Source organism: Arenibacter amylolyticus (assembly GCF_002150785.1).
Classification (GTDB): domain Bacteria; phylum Bacteroidota; class Bacteroidia; order Flavobacteriales; family Flavobacteriaceae; genus Arenibacter; species Arenibacter amylolyticus.
In genome coordinates this window covers 54,402-72,478 of record NZ_MTAZ01000014.1, presented here as the reverse complement: position 1 = coordinate 72,478, position 18,077 = coordinate 54,402, and the positions used below count along the sequence as shown (strand labels likewise).

At 38.5% G+C, this 18,077-nt stretch carries 15 protein-coding genes; 3 read left to right on the top strand and 12 right to left on the bottom strand.

Going from position 1 to position 18,077, the window contains the following annotated elements:
* Positions 1–93: 93 nt before the first annotated feature.
* The 6 genes from BV214_RS06880 to BV214_RS06855 form a co-directional block, all read right to left on the bottom strand.
* Positions 94–2,031 carry a CHRD domain-containing protein gene (locus BV214_RS06880; protein ID WP_140157734.1) on the bottom strand — a complete coding sequence of 646 codons (1,938 nt, stop codon included), beginning with the start codon at positions 2,029–2,031 and terminating at the stop codon, positions 94–96.
* Between the two features lie 916 nt (positions 2,032–2,947).
* A complete protein-coding gene (locus BV214_RS06875; protein WP_086476756.1) occupies positions 2,948–3,547 on the bottom strand; it encodes a DUF6642 family protein in 600 nt (199 codons plus the stop codon).
* Positions 3,548–3,980: 433 nt separating this feature from the next.
* Positions 3,981–4,172: a cold-shock protein gene (locus BV214_RS06870; RefSeq protein ID WP_026814272.1), complete on the bottom strand. Its 192-nt coding sequence runs from the start codon at positions 4,170–4,172 to the stop codon at positions 3,981–3,983.
* A gap of 223 nt (positions 4,173–4,395) precedes the next feature.
* Positions 4,396–5,280, bottom strand: coding sequence for a DUF4382 domain-containing protein (locus BV214_RS06865; protein ID WP_086476755.1), 885 nt, complete (start codon positions 5,278–5,280; stop codon positions 4,396–4,398).
* A 200-nt stretch (positions 5,281–5,480) separates the two neighbouring features.
* Positions 5,481–6,527 (bottom strand): ArsO family NAD(P)H-dependent flavin-containing monooxygenase, encoded by a 1,047-nt coding sequence (locus BV214_RS06860; protein ID WP_086476754.1) that lies wholly within the window; start codon positions 6,525–6,527, stop codon positions 5,481–5,483.
* A gap of 99 nt (positions 6,528–6,626) precedes the next feature.
* Entirely contained in the window at positions 6,627–7,940 is a 1,314-nt protein-coding gene (locus tag BV214_RS06855; protein WP_086476753.1) for a DEAD/DEAH box helicase, read from the bottom strand.
* A 476-nt stretch (positions 7,941–8,416) separates the two neighbouring features.
* Here BV214_RS06855 and BV214_RS06850 point away from each other — a divergent pair, with 476 nt between their 5' ends.
* Positions 8,417–8,665 (top strand): hypothetical protein, encoded by a 249-nt coding sequence (locus BV214_RS06850; protein ID WP_086476752.1) that lies wholly within the window; start codon positions 8,417–8,419, stop codon positions 8,663–8,665.
* Positions 8,666–8,685: 20 nt separating this feature from the next.
* Here the strand turns inward: BV214_RS06850 and BV214_RS06845 are convergent, their stop codons facing one another.
* Together BV214_RS06845 and BV214_RS06840 are read right to left on the bottom strand one after the other, a co-directional pair.
* Positions 8,686–10,068: a transglutaminase-like domain-containing protein gene (locus tag BV214_RS06845; RefSeq protein WP_086476751.1), complete on the bottom strand. Its 1,383-nt coding sequence runs from the start codon at positions 10,066–10,068 to the stop codon at positions 8,686–8,688.
* A gap of 349 nt (positions 10,069–10,417) precedes the next feature.
* Positions 10,418–10,957, bottom strand: coding sequence for a CIA30 family protein (locus BV214_RS06840; protein ID WP_245806759.1), 540 nt, complete (start codon positions 10,955–10,957; stop codon positions 10,418–10,420).
* Between the two features lie 179 nt (positions 10,958–11,136).
* On the opposite strand from BV214_RS06840, the gene BV214_RS06835 reads away from it, so the two are divergent.
* A complete protein-coding gene (locus tag BV214_RS06835; protein ID WP_217868658.1) occupies positions 11,137–12,438 on the top strand; it encodes an MFS transporter in 1,302 nt (433 codons plus the stop codon).
* 107 nt (positions 12,439–12,545) lie between these two features.
* Here the strand turns inward: BV214_RS06835 and BV214_RS06830 are convergent, their stop codons facing one another.
* The 4 genes from BV214_RS06830 to cls all read right to left on the bottom strand — a co-directional run bounded on the left by BV214_RS06830 (position 12,546) and on the right by cls (position 16,762).
* Positions 12,546–13,070, bottom strand: coding sequence for a hypothetical protein (locus BV214_RS06830; RefSeq protein ID WP_176328472.1), 525 nt, complete (start codon positions 13,068–13,070; stop codon positions 12,546–12,548).
* Positions 13,071–13,252: 182 nt separating this feature from the next.
* Complete coding sequence (locus BV214_RS06825; RefSeq protein WP_223883330.1) at positions 13,253–13,573, bottom strand: Hsp20/alpha crystallin family protein; 321 nt, start codon at positions 13,571–13,573, stop codon at positions 13,253–13,255.
* A gap of 475 nt (positions 13,574–14,048) precedes the next feature.
* Positions 14,049–15,062: a zinc-binding alcohol dehydrogenase family protein gene (locus BV214_RS06820; RefSeq protein ID WP_086476747.1), complete on the bottom strand. Its 1,014-nt coding sequence runs from the start codon at positions 15,060–15,062 to the stop codon at positions 14,049–14,051.
* A 245-nt stretch (positions 15,063–15,307) separates the two neighbouring features.
* Positions 15,308–16,762 (bottom strand): cardiolipin synthase, encoded by a 1,455-nt coding sequence (gene cls, locus BV214_RS06815; RefSeq protein ID WP_086476746.1) that lies wholly within the window; start codon positions 16,760–16,762, stop codon positions 15,308–15,310.
* A gap of 392 nt (positions 16,763–17,154) precedes the next feature.
* Here cls and BV214_RS06810 point away from each other — a divergent pair, with 392 nt between their 5' ends.
* Entirely contained in the window at positions 17,155–18,048 is an 894-nt protein-coding gene (locus BV214_RS06810) for a hypothetical protein (protein WP_140157733.1), read from the top strand.
* Positions 18,049–18,077: the final 29 nt, after the last annotated feature.

Here is an 18,077-nt window from a genome sequence, read left to right as displayed (position 1 = left end):
TCTTCATAGTAACGAGTATTGATTAGTTATAAAAAAAGTGAGCCTTGAATCCAGCTGGATTCAAGGCTCATTAATTAATGGGAGGGAGGGGACTTATTCTACATTTACACCCACATTTCCTTGGGCTATTATAGTTCCCAGATCGTCGGTACTTAAGTGCACATTTATATACCCATCTATGGCTAACATTGCTTCGTAATCCAAAGCATCACCTCCATTAAGTTGGGTTACATTTGTATGGCTCACTCCTGTTTCTCCTACAACAGAGTTTAAGGTAACCATAATTGCTCCTGGAGCATCGGCAACACTTCCCATATGGATATGCGCCGGGTGAACTGCACCAGTAGTGGTACCAGTTAACTCCAAGGTAACCAAGGTTTCCTTATTAACCCTTTCATAAAAGGTAGCGGTCCCAGAAATAGCAGTATTGCTTACGCTTGCCAAGTCGTAGGATTTTTTATTCCCAGTAAGAGCATTTGCACCAATATCACCTTGAGCTACAATCACCCCAAGTTCTTCGGCCGATAAGTGTACGTTTATATACCCGTCGTACTCCAACAACTCTTCATAGGTAAGGGCCGTACCGTCATCGGAAGCCTCTATATGAGTCCAGCTTTTCCCAGTTTCTCCAATTACAGAGGCTAGGGAGATGGCAATATCACCACCTTCGGCGGCCGTATTGGCATGGATATGGGCAGGGTGCACCCCTTCTATGGGAGTTCCTTCTAATGCGATCTCCAAAAGGGCAGCCCCGCTTACGCGTTGGTGAAAAGTAGCGGTACCATTAATAGAGGGAAGGGCTACGCTGTTAAGAGCATATTCCTTAGATTCTCCGGTTAGTGCATTAGTTCCTATATCACCTTGAGCTACAATCACCCCAAGTTCTTCGGCCGATAAGTGTACGTTAATATAGCCGTCAAATTCCAACAAGTCCTCATAGGTAAGCGCGGTACCGTCATCTGAGGCTTCAATATGGGTATAACTTTTCCCGTTTGTACCATTTACGGAATTAAGGGAGATAGCAATATCGCCACTTTCTGCGGCTGTATTGACATGGATATGTGCAGGATGCTCACCAGCATTAGGAGTACCTTCCAATTCAATCTCTAAAAGGGTAGCACCACTAACACGCTTATAGAAGGTGGCAGATCCTTTAATAGAAGGTGATGCCACGCTATTAAGATCGTATTCCTTGGATTCACCAGAAAGCTCGTTAACACCTATATCACCTTGAGCTACAATCACCCCAAGTTCTTCGGCAGATAAATGAACGTTTATATAACCGTCAAACTCCAACAAATCCTCATAGGTAAGCGCGGTACCATCATTTGAAGCTTCAATATGGGTATAACTTTTCCCATCGTCACCATTTACGGAACTAAGGGAGATAGCAATATCACCACCTTCAGCAGCAGAATTGACGTGAATATGCGCAGGATGTTCACCACCTTCGGGAGTACCTTCCAGGTTAATTTCTAAAAGAGCTGCTCCGCTGACTCGCTTACGTAGGGTAGCAGTCCCTTCAATATCGGAATCATCCCCGCCGTCTATTTCATATTCCTTGGACTCACCAGAAAGCTCGTTAATACCAATGTCACCTTGGGCGATAAGTGTACCCAAATCGCTAGAGCTTTGATGCACGTTTATATAGGCGTCTAGTTCCAAAATCTGGGCAAAAGTTATGTTACTACCATCCTTCCTGGTAGAAACTGTGGTAGAACTTTCTCCTGTAGCTCCATCTACTGGATTTAGATCTACAATAATATCTCCGCCTTCCGCAGCAGAATTAGCATGGATATGTGCTGGGTGGCTACCAGAAGTAGTACCATTAAGCTTTAGGTTAATAGTAGCGGTACCATCTGAGTTTTCAACTACAGTTGCGGTCCCGGTGATAGAAGAATTAGAACGGGCTTCTAATTGGTATACTTTGTTATCACCATTAAAATCCTCTGGGATAACGTCATCATCGTTGCTACAACTTGTGGCAAAAATTGCCGTAGCTGTCATAAATAAATAAAGAATCTTTCTCATAATTGGGGTTTTACGTTAATTAATGAAGTAAAGCTACTCTTAATGAATTCCCCGGATTAGTTGAGAAAAAAGAATTATTAACGCAAATCATGTACGTGTACTGGAGTCGGCGAAACGATGCGGTTACCAATCTTGGAAATAAGGTAGTTAGCTGTTTTGTTCATTTTCTATTTTACATACGCAATCCATTAAGATTATCCTATGGATAATTTTAAGGGGCGGCGAGATGAAGCGGCGGACAATGTAGCTAGAAGGTAATAATCAACTCTATTTAACATAATGTAAATTATAGTGCAAATATGTTTATGGCGTAAAACGGCGTATGCTTGCATTTTACATAATTGCAGATATAGTGACACGCCAGTGTTCTATATCGTCAGCCATTATGTAAAAGCCGTTTTACTAGAGTGTTCGTTTCCATTAAACATTTTGTATACTAGGCCAACGGCATCAACCCGCCGAAAAAATTAATCACCCACAGGGTCATCAATTTTTATCGCGTATGTAAAAGCCGTTTTACTAGAATGTTCTTTTGCCAGCACGCCGTCTCGCCGTCAAATAAAATCATCCGCCGGATAATTTTATTTAACACGTGTTAGCTATAATTCCATGAAACATCACCTCAGATCTTTTAAGAATCCTTAAATAAGACGCTGCTCATAATTCTCTTATTCCGTACCAACGCCCATAATTTTTCAAATACGCGATTCTCAGGAAGGCAAAAATTTGGAGGATCTATAAAATTTAGGATTTTGAATGAGATTATTTTGATGGCAATTAATAGGATAAATTTATCCTCAGAAAGAAATTATCCAAAGATCGACATCCTGCTCGTACATTAAAACAACATTCTAGCGGGCGCCAAAATAATAGTTAGCTTTTTATATTCTATTTATATATCAGTCGCTTTAAACGTTTAATAATATAATCTAAAATCAAGTAATTTGCAGATATTGTAATGTCTTTGATGCAATTCTTCTACAACATCCAACATATTGTCATCTTCTTTAAATAAGTTAAAGAATGCTATATCAAGATTTGAGCTGCTTATTCCATTAAATTCATTTCCATAGCCAGAAACACCTTTTGCGCCTGTGATATCTAAAAAATATTGTGATTCCTCTTCGTCTAAATCTAGAATTTTTGCATTTGAAAAATGTAAAATCTTTCCTTTTAACCTTCCTTCAAAAATTTCTGCAATTTCCTGTAAACTATAATAGTAGTCATTTAAACAAATACTATTTGATTCACCTGTTATAACCAAGTAGATTATTTCATAGTCTTTAAAATTATGATCATCCAGAATTAGTGCATTTAAGCTATCTTCCAGCCCTTCTATGGTGTCGCATGTTTTATATATACTAGCTATTCCATATTTCATGGCCAATTGTTCCAAGTTTTTTTGGGCTTCGGTAACCTTGTCTGTTTCTATTTCATGAACCCCTTCTAAACAATAAATGAAATACTCTGCATCCGTAAATTGTTCTTGGGGTAATTGTTGTCTTTTCTCTAACAAGTTTCTGATTTTATGTAAAATATACGAAATACAAAATTAATGTAACTCTTCTATTCTTTTCTGTGTTTTTCATATAAAGAAGAAAAACATCTGTATCCTTTTTTAGCACTCTCCTTTGTATCAACACATTCTAGATACGCATCTATTATTATGTCAAATAGGAAGTAAACCTCAAAGATTAAGTCTGGCTGAATCTTTGCCCGTTTTCAAGCATTGGCTACTAGTGCCATAATTTTAGTAAATGGTTATATTCTTTAAACGAATTAACGAGGCTGAGTAAAAAATATAAAGGCTAAAGCTAAATATTAGCATAAGTGATCCTCTTTTGGGGTTCACTCCCCTCCTACTGTGATCTAGGTAAGTTGACTTACCCCATAGTAAAAAAGCCCATCTAAATAAATAGATGGGCTTTATAAAACTTGAAGTATATGTATTAGATAACTTTTACGTTTACTGCGTTTAAGCCTTTGTTACCCTCTTGAAGATCAAACTCAACTTCGTCGCCTTCGCGTACTTCGTCAATTAATCCTGAGATGTGTACAAAGTGATCTTTTTCAACTCCTTCTTCAGTGATAAATCCAAATCCTTTAGTGTCATTGAAAAATTTTACTGTTCCTTTATTCATCTTAATATTTATTAAATTATAGTGCAAAGGTGATGCGATTTTTTCAATAAACAAGCTTTTATTTTAAGTTTTTTTAAAATAATTCAGATTCGCTTTTCAACCACTAAATATTGGCGGTTTATTTGCATCTAATTATTATAGATAGTATCAAAACTACTACGGGGACCAGAGGCGTCATAAGTTCTTTAGAATCTTTCAAATAAATGAAATTCATATGTTGCATTTACTCCGAACCTAGCTCCAAATCTTTTACCGTTATGTTGGCTGGGTTTATTATAACTTCTTGGGTGGATGTTGTTCTAAATCCTTCTTTTTCAATTTTAAGGGTGTAATTGCTAGCCTCCAAGCCCATCATCATATAACTACCACCTACATCGGAACTAGTGGAAGCATGGATCGTATCGGCAGCATAAACCGATATTTTAGCTTCCCTAACACCTACTTGTACTCCGTTCCGGTTTTCTGTGATTACCCCCATGAGTGGGCCCGAAGTAGTTCTATTACTTGCTTTTATTTCTGGATTAAAATTAAATCCTGTAATGCTATCTAGGTTCCTGGAATTATATTTAGGAACAAACGAACTTTTTAGGTCAAAATCCAGTAAAAGATCAGCTGTAAGTCCGTCCTTAATTCTTAAGCCAGGTGTAACGGCTACGTTAATTCCGGTATGTATGCCGTTGGGAACTTCTAGATTGAAGACTGTACCGTCCGTAAGTACCACCTTAACCCCGGCAACAAATACCCGGATCATATCATAATAGCCTGCCATCACCTCAGTATTTACAAGTGGTTTGGTAATACCATTGGTAAACTCTAACAAGTTTATGGGTATTTCCTCGGTCATCAGTATTACAAAATTATCAACTTGATCCTTAGCCATTATTTGCTCCCCTTTCCCACTGTCTTCCTTGTACCTGGCATCTACCTTAAAAATGGTTATATTAACTTCAGATACTAAATGATGGGGAAACGGGGCATCCGTTAATTGAATGTTAAGTTGACCATAACCTACTTTTTCTTGAGGGTTCTCTGAGCATCCTATGTAAAAGAGGTTTAAAGTAACTAATACGATTGACCATATGATGAAATTGGTTGGTTTAGTTTCCATAAGGTTTATAGTGTAGTGTTACACCCTAAACAACTAGGAGTAATTAAACCCTACTCAGTTTTGGTTTTATTCGATAAGTAACATATAGGAAATAGTACTTATAATTCAGAAAAATCCTTGTTATGCTAGATGTTTATAGAATCTTTTTTATGTGTAGTATTATACAGCATGTAAGAAGATGCTCCCTATGGCTTATAGCATCAAACCGATTTTAAGTAAGCTTCAATTTCCCTTGCCGTGTCCCTGGCTGTTTTTCCCACACCATAAATGGTAGCAGAGGCAAAGCCGGTCCAATTGCCATAGCCAACCAACCAGAGGCTAGGTTCTATTACGGAGCGGGTTTTTTGGGTTCTTACGCGATTATTTTCCATAACATTTAATCCTTTTAAATGCGGTAGGAATGGTCTAAATCCAGTGCACCAGATGACCGCATCAAATTTCTCTTTTTCCCCGTTTTCCCATACTACTCCCTCTTTATAAAAAACTTTAAATGGTCTTACCGACTGGTAAACGCCTCTATTTAATCCGTCTTTTACGCTTTCTACTTGAACAATATCGCTTAGAGATACTTGTTGCCTAAACGTATCCGTATCCTTGTTAAGGTAGCTATGGGTGGCTTGGTTAAATAGGTGGTGGCCATCAATATCTGCAGGAAGAAAATGTGGCGGTTGCAAGCTTACCCATTTCGTTTCTGCTACCTTGGATACTTCCGCCAATATTTGAGCTCCCGAATTTCCCCCTCCTACCACCAAAACTTTTTTTCCTATAAAGGGTTGCGTATTTCTATAATCCACTGAATGGATTTGCAGTCCGTTAAAATCAGTCTGTCCTGGATACTGGGGGATTAATGGGTTTTGGGCTGTTCCGGTTGCACTTACCACCGTTTTAGCATAAAAGTGCCCTTTTTGGGTATGTAGTTTAAAGGTGCCTTCTTCCTTTTCAATCAACCTCACTTTATTAGGTCTTTCTACTGGAAACTTATAGCGCTCCTCGTAGGCCGTAAGATAATTGATAAACTCATTTCTAGTGGGGTATTCCCGTTTTCCCATAGGCATTTGCCATCCAGATAATGAGTTGTATTGGGTAGGAGAAAATAACACCAAACGCTCCCAGGTCTGCAACCAAGCCCCTCCTGGTTTTTCTTGATCGTCCAAAATGAGATAGTTTAGACCGCTCCTTCTTAAAAAGTAAGCCACCGAAAGTCCGGCCTGCCCCCCACCAATGATAATGGTATCATAGATTTTCAAGCTTGTTGTATTGTTTAAATATTTTGAAATATTGTTTTAGTGAATGTACGGATGGTAAGGTGTATGTGAAGCTAGGAGGCATCTACCTACCCTACCGTATTACAAAACCGAGATACGTACCTTTTTATTTTTTAATCGGGTATTATTTAGTTTTGTCACTAATTCCCTGGCCATAGATACGGGTACAGCAACAAAAGCACAGTCTTGTTTTAATTCTATAGTTCCCAATTCTTCTTTTTTCAAGCCTCCCCGTTTAAGGAATAAACCTGCAATATCCCCTTTGGAGATTTTATCCTTTCTCCCACCAGAAATAAATAACGTTTCCCAAAACGGAGGGATGTACGCAGTCTTATTGGATATATCAATACCGGTGGACGCTTTAATAAATAGTGGTAACAACTGGTTTTTCCACTTTAACACATAGGCTGTTCCTTTGGAATTAACCCTTGCTGTTCTTCCATTCCTATGCGTAAATTCTTCCTCATGCACCGGTAGTTCATAGTGGATAATAAAGTCTAACTCCGGAATATCCAATCCCCTAGCAGCTAAATCTGTGGCAATTAGTAACTGAACAGTTCCGTTTCTAAATTTTATAAGCGTCCGTTCCCGTTCTTTTTGCTCTAACCCACCGGAAAAACAAGCATGATCAATGTTGTGTTGGTTTAAAAAGCTACTCACCAAATCTATGCTATCCCTGAAATTACAAAATACTATTCCGGATTTATTTCCGATATGTTGTAGCAAAGTTACCAAGGTTTGTAATTTGTCCTTGTCTGGGGATACTACCGTGCTAATTGATAATTTTGAGGGAGTACCTACTGTTAAATAGTTTATTGTGCTCGGCTTATCAAAGTTTACAAAACCTGGGATTTTAACTGCCTGTGTGGCAGATGTTAATATTCTTTTTTCTATATGAGGCAATTGATTGATAATAGCTCTCATCTCCTCTTCAAAACCATCTTCAAGCGACTTGTCAAACTCGTCTAAAGCAAGGGTTGAAATAGATTTTTTGGAAAATCTATTGGCGTCAAAATGGTCTAAAACCCTACCTGGGGTACCAATTAATATTGCAGGGAGATGCTTTAACTCTATCTTGTCCTTAGACATGGGTCTTCCCCCATATACTGCGTTAACCTTATACCCAGACCCCATGGAACGGATTACCTGTTCCAATTGTATGGCCAACTCCCTAGAAGGAACCAGTATCAAGGCTTGGATCTCTTGTGCTTCCGGCTTTAAACCCTTTAATAAAGGCAACAAAAAAGCGATTGTTTTCCCTGTTCCTGTGGGAGATAATAACAGCGTGTTAGCGGTTGAATCAATTACTGAAATCGTTTCTAGCTGCATAGGGTTCAAGGCAGGTATATTTAATTTCGATAAAATTTCTTGTTGTGTCTTTTGGTTAATTAGCATACTGCTTATTTATATTAAATTTCTGGGAGGACTTTTTAAATTATTAAATTACCAACTTGCCCATAGGTTACAGGCTCCCTCCCCTCTTAGTTGTTCCCACGCTTCTTCCCATTAAAAGGATAACTAGGGAATCTAACTTAAGTTTATACTCTTACTAATTTAGGACATGGAAGATATCCAATTTTCATAGCGTCAACCAAACCCTATTGAGCATCTAGATAAACGGAAGTTCTACTAATCTGACCAACCTAATGATTATTTTTACAAGAACTAAATTTAGTCAAAGATATACTCCCCGCCCGAGCTAACTTGAATAATATGGAAAATATTAAAATAAGTGCTGTACCCTAGTCGAGGTCAGACTATTATTAATTCATCACTTCTACCCGGAATCTGTTAAAATTCCCTATATTTAACATAATTAAGTGCTTAATTCAGGAGGTACCTGAAGAATTTATTACTAAAACTTAAATGTTATGAGCCAGTTAAAAAAATTTAAATCCTACCTTTTGGTAATGCTCTTATTCACTTTTGTTGCTGCAGTATCCTTAAGCTCTTGCAGAGACCAAAAGAAGAAGGAAAACACGGAAGTGCAGTCAGATCACCCTGAAGGTGAAGAGCAGCACATGGAGGACGAACACCCCGCCAAAAAAGCTGATGAGCATCCCGCAAAAGATAGTACAGATCATCCTACCAAAGAGGAAGGAGAGCATCCAGAAGGTTAGGAAAACCCCATCCTGATTTATTATCTTAGGCTTAATGTTTTGGCCGTGGCATCTGGCACCACTTTCCTATAAAATGAGAAAAACGTTTTAGGGAAAGCGGGGCTATTGCCTATCTCCATAACTGGATATGCCAAAAAATTAATGGGGCCAGAAGAAGGTCCAGGTTCCAAAAGAAGGTCCCGTCCCTTACTGAATTCGATTCTATTGGCTGGGTGTCGGCCAAAGTAGTAGGTGGCAAGTGCTGTGTATTTATTAGCTTCACTAATATCTACAGGCCACCATTTTCCTTCCGCAAAAAATTCTGCCCAACAATGATACCCGTCTATTCCTCCTTCATCCCGATCTGATGGAATGGAAGCTCCTACAGCAAATCTAGATGGAATTCCTGCAGAGCGTGCCAAGGATATAAATAAGGAGTGAAACTCTGTACAATTTCCACTAAGGGCGTCACAGGCATATACGGCATCCCCAGTACCATAGGTGCCCGACTTCATATAACGCATATTATCTATAACATAGTCGTACAATGCTCTGGCCTGCATTATTTTGCCCTCCGTACGTTTGCTTCCAATAATAGAATCGGCCAAGATTTGGAATCGGTCACCCACCGGCATCAATAAACTTGGATTTAAATATCTAGAGGGAGACGCACTCTCTTCATAAGGCATTTTCTCTAGCCTTTCTACCTCATAGACTATTTTCATCGTCTTTCCGCTATGCTCCGGGGACAAGGCTAAAAAAAGCACGGAGTTGTCGTACTGTTTATCACGCAATTGCTGGGGTTCTACTGGAGTATCTATACGTAGCAATTTTACCGTTTGAAAGCGATCTGTCTGGGGCATAGGTACCCATATTCTAGCAGCCTCCTTAATCTCTGGAAATGTTACTTCGTAATGAAATTCAAATTGATCTTTACCTTCCTTTACACCCAATAAATCTGGAGAGGCATCTTGCACCGGAACCCTGTACCAAGTTTTATCCTCCCGCTGTTTCCAACTGTAAAATGGTTTTCCATTTAGTTTGTGTAAGGTGGTTTCTGTTACTGACATATTTCCCGGATCCCCGTCCAAAAAGAAGTCAACATCGTATACATCCCCGTTAATATCGGCTAGATCTACACAAGCAAAATGCCGCTGGGGACCTAAATTAGAAAGATATTCCGTATGTACACGTACCAATTGTAGGCGTAACTCCTTATCCTCTGTAGACATATGAAAATAGCCATCCCCTTCGGCCACTTTTTTAGCAATATTCGCTTTAATTCCTTCTTCTATATCTGCTGTAACCACCTTGGGAGCCTCCCTTACTACTGTCGGATTATCGCCTTTTTTTTGTTTTTCGGAGGAATTACAAGCAGTGAAAATGGCAAGGAACAATGCCCAAAATAGTGGATGACGTTTCATAAGCGATAGATATTTGTCTGAATTTACAATAATTCTACGGTTCTCCCAATAGAAATAGGTTACAACCGCTTCATTTGCTGGCGCTATTCATAAACCGCTGAATTTGAAGGTGGGTACGATGAAGTTTAGCAGAAGTATTTTGTGAAGTTTTGTTTATTATAACTACCGAAAAATGAATTATTTGAATGGATTAATCAAGATATAAACTACAATAAAGGTCCTCTAAAATTGGTAGAAGGTCTTTACTCTATCCTGTAATAAACTAATTCTATGGCATCACAACCGCGTCTAGTTCATGGATTCCCCTTGCGATGGTAATACTTTATATTTAAATCTCTTTTTAGAACAGCTAGTGGGCATACAGCAATATTTTCTCAATTTCCAGTGAGAAGGACTCCTCAATTTTATTACCGATTAAAATTGAAATCGCTTGCATTTCCTTTCCGGAATATTTAGGAATGTCTAATCGGTTTCCCCTAAAACCCGGATAAAATTCAGAGAAAGGGATAGTAATAGTTTCCCATTCTCCAGAGGTGATAAAGTTTTGGATATAGGAATATCGTTGGGAGCTTTTTTCCTTTATCCGGAACTGAAAGGATTTTCCATCTCCCTTAATTCTAAGTTTAACCCCCTTAAAGTTAGAAGCTTCCGTTAAGGTAAACTCATAACGCATAGAGGAGAATCCGCCATTATTTTCTAAGCGAACCGTACCTGTAAAAATTGCATTCCCCGCAGCACTCATTTTTATTGACCCCTGCGACAATCCGCCCATAACCCCATCATCTACTACAACCCAATTTGAAAGATCCTTGGTGTTCTTAAAATCAAAGATAAGCATGGAGGTTACTTGAGACATGATACTAACCATTAGAACTATTAAAATTTTCATCTGAACTTTGATTAGTTTAATATATTGATTACTAGAAAGATATCATAACATATTTACTTGAATAATGCGTCTATATGTGCATTTAAAGTTTCTACCGTACGGGTAAGGGTCAAATGCATTAATTTTAGGGCGAATTTAAAATATAGCTACTTTACCATTTTACTTATCAAATGAACAAAATGCGTTGGACCGAAGATTTATATGATTACTTGAATAACGAGGAGGATGCACGATCTTGTAAAGAGATCAATGAGGAAGCTTGTCAATACACGCCCAAAAATTATTTTTTAATAATGCTCAGCAATACCTTTACCAAACTTGGTGATACCCTAAGCAATCCCAAAACGGTCTTAACTTGGGTAATGAGCTATGTGAATGCCCCGGTTTATCTAATCAGTTTTATTGTACCAGTACGTGAATCGGGTTCTATGCTTCCTCAGATTGTGATTGCAAGTTATATTAGAACCAAAGAAAGAAGAAAGTGGGTCTATGTGATGGGTAGTATTTTGCAATGTCTTAGTGTAACGGCTATTGGTTTAGTTACACTTTATACTACGGGTAGCAAGGCCGGTTGGATAATTATGTTGTTTCTAATCCTTTTCAGTTTGTCCAGGGGACTGTGTTCTGTTGCCTCCAAAGATGTATTGGGAAAGACCATTCCGAAACAAAAAAGAGGGAAGCTAAAGGGATATACCGCTTCCGCCTCTGGGATTTTGGTATTGTTGGCCGGACTCTATTTAATGTATCAATCCGAAAATGGCGCAGACATTACCTTTTATAGCTACACCCTATTTTTCGCAGCTAGTATGTGGTTGATTGCTGCAATAATCTATGCCATGATCAGGGAGTTTCCCGGAGAAACTTCAGGAGGGAAAAACGGATGGAAAGAAGCTATGGAAAGATTGAATATTGTACGCAGCGATAAAAACTTCAGAAACTTTATCATTGCAAGATCGCTTTTACTTTGTTCTGCGCTAACCGCGCCCTTTTATGTGTTGCTTGCACAAGAAATATTGGGAAAGGAAGGCTATTTATTGGGGTTATTTATCTTGGTAAATGGACTAGCTTCCATATTAAGTGCTCCTATCTGGGGAAGGATGGCCGATGTTTCCAGTAAGAATGTAATGGTGGTTTCTGCCATAATTGCTTCCATGCTAGGAGTAATAATGTTCTTCCTAATCTCTTATGTTCCCTTCCTAAGAAATGCCTCTTGGCTATATCCTACGGCATTTTTTTTATTGGGAATAGCACATAGTGGAGTACGCCTGGGACGTAAGACCTATATTGTGGACATGGCAGGAGGAAATAAACGTACCGACTATGTATCAGTAAGTAATACCATTATAGGCCTTATTCTCTTGGTAACAGGGGGAATTAGTGCTTTAGCATCTATAATTTCCACAGAAGGAGTGGTTTTAGTTCTTTCCTTGTTCGGAATTTTAGGCGCCTATAAAAGTTATAAACTTCCAAACGTAGAATAAGTGAAGTCAGCTAACTTGTTTATTTAAGGAATGACCTATGTTAACCTTATCCCTTCCCTTAACATTGATGGGTGCACCTGATCTTCCTAAGGAATAGGTGCAATTAATCAGATGCCCAAAAATGTCTTTGAATGTTTATCCCCAGTTTGAGACTCAATATTTTGGATGGAATCTAATTGAGCCCCATATCTTTTCATGAATTGACGCTGCAAAGTCTCCATACGCTCCCTAACCCTATCCAAGTCCATGAAATCTTTACCAAATTCGCTTTCAAAGAACCCTTCGTTAAAGAATTGATTGGTAAAGAGGGAATCTTCAACAAATAGGTTTCCAAATCCCTCCCACTCTTTAAAGCTCCTATTGAACTTGGAACGGAAAGACTGTAATATACTATCCGGATGGGTTTGGGGCCAGCCTCCATAATTATCTATGGACGACCAAGAATAAATGGAATCGTATCGTATTAGGTTTCCATGTTCATCAAATTCCTTATCTACCCTCCAAGTTCCTTTTGGTTGTTCAGTAATTTTTTCGATTTGTTCTTTTTTGTGGTCGGCAATTTTGTTTTTCTCTTGTCCTTTACAAGCTGTAGTTAACAATGCGAATACTATTAGTACGATTAATTTTTTCATAATAAATTATTTTAGCATTACGTATCAAAGGGGTCTTTTCGATATACTTTTAAACGAGTGAAGCAGGTGGACTAAACTCCCCAATTACTTCCTTGTCACCTTTAAAATTAGTACCGATTAGGGTAAAACATTTTATAAAAGAGGGAAAGGGAGCTTCAGTAGCTCCCTTGAATCCTCTCTTCTTAGGAGATTTTGATAGTTCTTACAGGTTTTTGTTTTGCCTCTTCCTTTTTTGGGAGATGAACGCTTAAGATTCCCTCGTTATACTTAGCCTCTATATGTTCTTCGTTTACAGTTTCGGGCAAGTTAAAACTTCGCTTAAAGGAGGAGTAACCAAATTCACGACGGGTGTAATTCTCTTGTTTATCCTCACTCTCCTCTTCTAGTTCAGCGGAAATGGAAAGTACTTGATTATCGATGTCTATTTTAAAATCGGATTTATTTAGACCAGGTACGGCCATCTCAACAAAATATGCTTCAGCAGTTTCTTTGATGTTTACCATAGGAAGACTTATACCCGAATTGAAATTTTGGGAAAGTACTGAAGGTAACCCACCGTTAAAAAATTCGTCGATCCAAGAAGACCAGACTGGAAGGTTTGAAGTTTTAGATGAATTTCTGCTTGTCAAACCTCCGTTCTTAGGAACATTAACTAAAGTGCTCATAATAATTAAGATTTAAGTTAAACAATAAATTCATTACTATTACAAGCAAAATAAATACCAAATTGGCATAGGACGGAAACGGATACGGATTTTAATATTTCTTTAGAGTTGAGCTGACTTAATTGCAGAAAACACCGGTGTAATTAAGGCATAAAAACCTCGTAACACTGTCATTTTGACGCCTTTACAGTTTCTTCCTCTAAACAATTTGCCTATTTGAGATATTGTCGTATACCTAACCTTTCTAGGCTAAACTTCTTTGAATGATAGGATTAAAAAAGCCATCTACCTTAATAGAGAAGATGGCTTTATATTAGTATAGAATCACAGTTTTTCCGATACTTTTACCAGATTCCTGTAGTTGATGTGCTTTTTTTAGATTAGCAACAGTAAAACCTGTTAGGGTAGTATTTAAGGTGGGCTTTAATTTACCAGCATCTAATAGTCGGCCAATTTTATTAAGAATCCGATGCTGCTTGTCCATATCATCGGTGTGGTACATAGAGCGGGTGTACATAAACTCATAAGAGAAAGTAACACTTTTATTTTTCAGCAGATTTAAATGCAAGGGTTCAGTACTACCGGTAATGGACACTATATGTCCCTGAGGCTTAATAATTTCTGCGGCCACTTCCCAATAGGCTTTTAGATCAACAAAATCTAAAATATAATCTACTTGGCTATGCCCTAATTTGTCCAACTCTTCCTGTAACGAGCGGTGATCTACTACATGATTAGCGCCTAGAGCTGTACACCACTGTGCAGACTCGGGCCTAGATGCGGTAGCAACTACGGTTAAATTTCCCACCTTTCTGGCTAATTGTATACAAATAGACCCTACGCCACCGGCACCTCCTATTATCAATACAGTTTTCCCCTGATCGGTTATTGGGTCTACCCTTATACGGTCAAATAGCGTTTCCCATGCCGTTAATCCGGTTAATGGGATTGCAGCAGCTTCTGCAAGGCTTAGCTTTTGTGGTTTAAAACCAGTAATTCTCTCATCTACCAATTGATAAGTAGCATTGCTTCCACTTCTGGTTAGGTCCCCCGCATAATACACCTGGTCCCCTACCTTAAACTTGGATACCTTATCACCGACTTCTTCTACCGTACCAACAGCATCCCAGCCAATAATCTTGGGAGTATCTAAGACCGTATTCTTGGCAGCACTCTGCCTAATCTTAAAGTCGACCGGGTTCACAGAGATAGCAGCTATTTTCACCAATAGATCGTGTCCTTTTGGCTTAGGCTTTTCTATTTCGAACTCTATAAAACTATTTGGATCGGATATGGGTAACGATTGTTTAAATCCTATTGCCTTCATTTATCAGTTGTTTAATTGTTAACCATTACAACTCCAAAAAAAATGGAGCTGTTTAGGTAGTTGAGCCATTAAGTGTTTCGGGATACATTAAATTACTACAGATATAGGAATTAGCAAAATGTTGGGTCCATTAAATCCATTGTTTTATTCCTTGAATTAAAAAACGTTTAAATCTCTACTTCCTTAAAGGCTAGCAACAACCTAATTACTAGCTATTTAATCAATTAAATGGTTATGTAGGTGATTTACAGAAATGGGGAAAGCAGGCGTACGATTCGCTCCCATAAATGGACATACTTTGGCCGTTGCAACCAGTTAAGGGCATTTATCTCCATGGAATGTTTTAAATCTTCCATAAAAGCATCTTGCATTTTAGTTGCAAAATGATCGCTGTAAAGCATGGCGTTCACTTCAAAATTAAGGTCGAAGCTTCTATAATCCATATTTGCCCAACCCACAATTGCCAATTCCCCATCTATCACCATAGTTTTTGCATGGACAAATCCTTTGTTGTACTGGTATATCCGTACCCCATGTTGCAATAACTCGGTATAATAAGACGTAGCGGCTGTATTCACCATTTTGGAGTCCGAAATACCAGGGACCAATATTTTTACCACTACCCCACTTTTTGCAGCTATAATAAGTGCATCCATTAAACTCTCTCCAGGAATGAAATAGGGACTGGTAATTAATATTTGCTCTTTTGCAGCCCCAATTGCCTGAATTAAGGAGTAATAAATAACGGGCAAGGTAGAATCGGGCCCAGATGGCACAATTTGCACCAATTTTTGCGCAATCTCCCCCTCCTCTACTATGGGTGGGAAATATTTGTGCATAAATTCCAACTTGTTTTCACTGCAAAAATTCCAATCACACAGAAATACGTATTGTAAGTATAGTGTAGCATTGCCTTGAATCATCAAATGAGTATCTCGCCAATACAATCCCTTACCTTCTTTAGTGTCGTTTCTGTATTTATCACTGATATTGATCCCCCCTATGAAGGAGGTTTTACCATCTATTACTATGATTTTTCGGTGGTTGCGGTAGTTAAGGCGACTGGCCAAGGCGTACCATTTTATTTTATAGAAGGGGGCTGTCTCTACACCAGCATCGGTTAATCTTCTTAGAAACTGGGTCCCTAGGTTATGACTTCCAAAATCGTCGTACAAGAAACGGACTTCCACCCCCTCTTGTGCTTTTTTAATCAATACCTGTGCTATGGCATTCCCTGTTGCATCGTTCTCATAAATATAATATTCTATGTGAATGTGAGACTGGGCAGCCTCTAAAGCTTTAAGGAGTTGTGGAAATTTCTCCTCTCCATTAAATAAAAGCTTCACTGTATTGTTGCCGGTTAAAGGGCTGTAGCTAGACTTGCGGATAAATTCTACTAGGTTCCGATGCTTATCTGGGATGAGTCCAGAATTCAATATTCCGGAAGAATAGGTGAAAATCCTATTTTTTATCCCTGCACGCCATTTATCGTTCTGTACTATTTTTTTGGTATAGAGCTTTCTTTTCCGATAGTTGACCCCAAACCAGAAATAGAACAATATACCCACAATCGGAATGAGGCCAATGAATAGGATATACGCAAGTGCCTTTGCCCCACTTCGGGTGTCATACAGCACGCGGAGGACCACCAAAAATACTAAGAGTAGGTAGGCAAATTCCACGATTAATATCCAATTCATAAATAGCTTCTAATAGATTTATATAGTTTTGCACTATCGTCACCTGAAACGAACGGAGATCTGTGCATAATACATGGTTTGTATGAGGTCCATTACCCATATTTATCATTTATCTTTCCCTGCCATAGACAAATATTCTAAAGTGAAACCTTGTCTCCTGATAGAATAAATATAGGCATAACCCAACGATTAATAGAGGGTAGCAGCTATATTTAATCGATACCAGTGATTAGGGCAAAGTGTAAACTGCTTATATCCTTTTTCAATAAATAAATTAAAAGCTTTGAAGTGGATAATGATGGTCTTGGGTCATAATTTATTAAATTTATAGGGGTCTCTATAAAATGAAACCCGCTAGTGCTGCACTTCCCCCTCTAAAAGACCCAATTAGTATGAAGCCATATTATTCATATCTACCATTCTCAATACTGGTGAAAAAAGGGAGTATCCTTTTCCTCTCTATTGTTTTATTGGTGGGCTGTAGAGCTTACAAGAATTCTTATGCGGTTAAAGGAGAGGAAGTGGAGCTGATACTTCTGAAAGCAGAAGATTCCTTGGTAACAGAGGAAAACCAAGGGTTAATGACTCCTATTTTTGGCTTACTTATACCCCAGGTTATTAAGTGGGGAGTTAGCGGTACAAAAACATTGATCCATAAGGAAGCGCAAAAATATACGGCTTCGTATGCCGAAAGTAGATCTGGGAATGACTTTTATATCCCTGGGAGTGGAGAGAATATTTTACTTCCAAAATACAGGGGTTTTGAATTGAGAAGATACGCAAGGATTTCCCACAAAGAGGAAAATACTACCACGTCTGAACTTGCCAGTAATTTTATTTTTCACTTCGATTTAAATCCCGAAAAAACTTTTATGTCCTTAAACCCAACGGAGGTTGCCGTGTATTTTGCGAAAGCCAAATTAAACCAAGGCGATGAAAATTTGGATGTATTGCTCACTGTACGTTTGGTTTCTACCTGGGTAGATGCCGGTCAATCATTCAATAAAAAAGAAATTGCCAGTTTTGAATATCGTTTCTCCAATATGGAGATAGGCAATCCATACGATGAAAACAGTCCTATGCTAGCAAAACATCAAAATAATTGGTTCCCCTTGCTCCCAGTGTCTGTAGACCGCCATAACAAGGTAAGGGATTACGGTTATTTTGACATCCATGTAACCGTTGTGGAGACCGATGATTTTGGAAAAAGACTGGAGAAGTATAGCACAACCATCTCTACCAATAGCGATTTAATTGAGGCGCTACTTAATAGATTGGTAGAGTGAGGTAGATGCTGACGACTACTGCTTTGAAG

Coding starts and splice junctions, on each gene's coding strand:
- BV214_RS06870 (WP_026814272.1), bottom strand. CDS start 4,172: ATGAATAAAGGAACAGTAAAATTTTTCAATGACACTAAAGGATTTGGA.
- BV214_RS06820 (WP_086476747.1), bottom strand. CDS start 15,062: ATGAAGGCAATAGGATTTAAACAATCGTTACCCATATCCGATCCAAAT.
- BV214_RS06810 (WP_140157733.1), top strand. CDS start 17,155: ATGAAGCCATATTATTCATATCTACCATTCTCAATACTGGTGAAAAAA.
- BV214_RS06840 (WP_245806759.1), bottom strand. CDS start 10,957: ATGAAAATTTTAATAGTTCTAATGGTTAGTATCATGTCTCAAGTAACC.
- BV214_RS06850 (WP_086476752.1), top strand. CDS start 8,417: ATGAGCCAGTTAAAAAAATTTAAATCCTACCTTTTGGTAATGCTCTTA.
- cls (WP_086476746.1), bottom strand. CDS start 16,762: ATGAATTGGATATTAATCGTGGAATTTGCCTACCTACTCTTAGTATTT.
- BV214_RS06865 (WP_086476755.1), bottom strand. CDS start 5,280: ATGGAAACTAAACCAACCAATTTCATCATATGGTCAATCGTATTAGTT.
- BV214_RS06880 (WP_140157734.1), bottom strand. CDS start 2,031: ATGAGAAAGATTCTTTATTTATTTATGACAGCTACGGCAATTTTTGCC.
- BV214_RS06830 (WP_176328472.1), bottom strand. CDS start 13,070: ATGAAAAAATTAATCGTACTAATAGTATTCGCATTGTTAACTACAGCT.
- BV214_RS06845 (WP_086476751.1), bottom strand. CDS start 10,068: ATGAAACGTCATCCACTATTTTGGGCATTGTTCCTTGCCATTTTCACT.
- BV214_RS06835 (WP_217868658.1), top strand. CDS start 11,137: ATGCGTTGGACCGAAGATTTATATGATTACTTGAATAACGAGGAGGAT.
- BV214_RS06855 (WP_086476753.1), bottom strand. CDS start 7,940: ATGCTAATTAACCAAAAGACACAACAAGAAATTTTATCGAAATTAAAT.
- BV214_RS06825 (WP_223883330.1), bottom strand. CDS start 13,573: ATGGTAAACATCAAAGAAACTGCTGAAGCATATTTTGTTGAGATGGCC.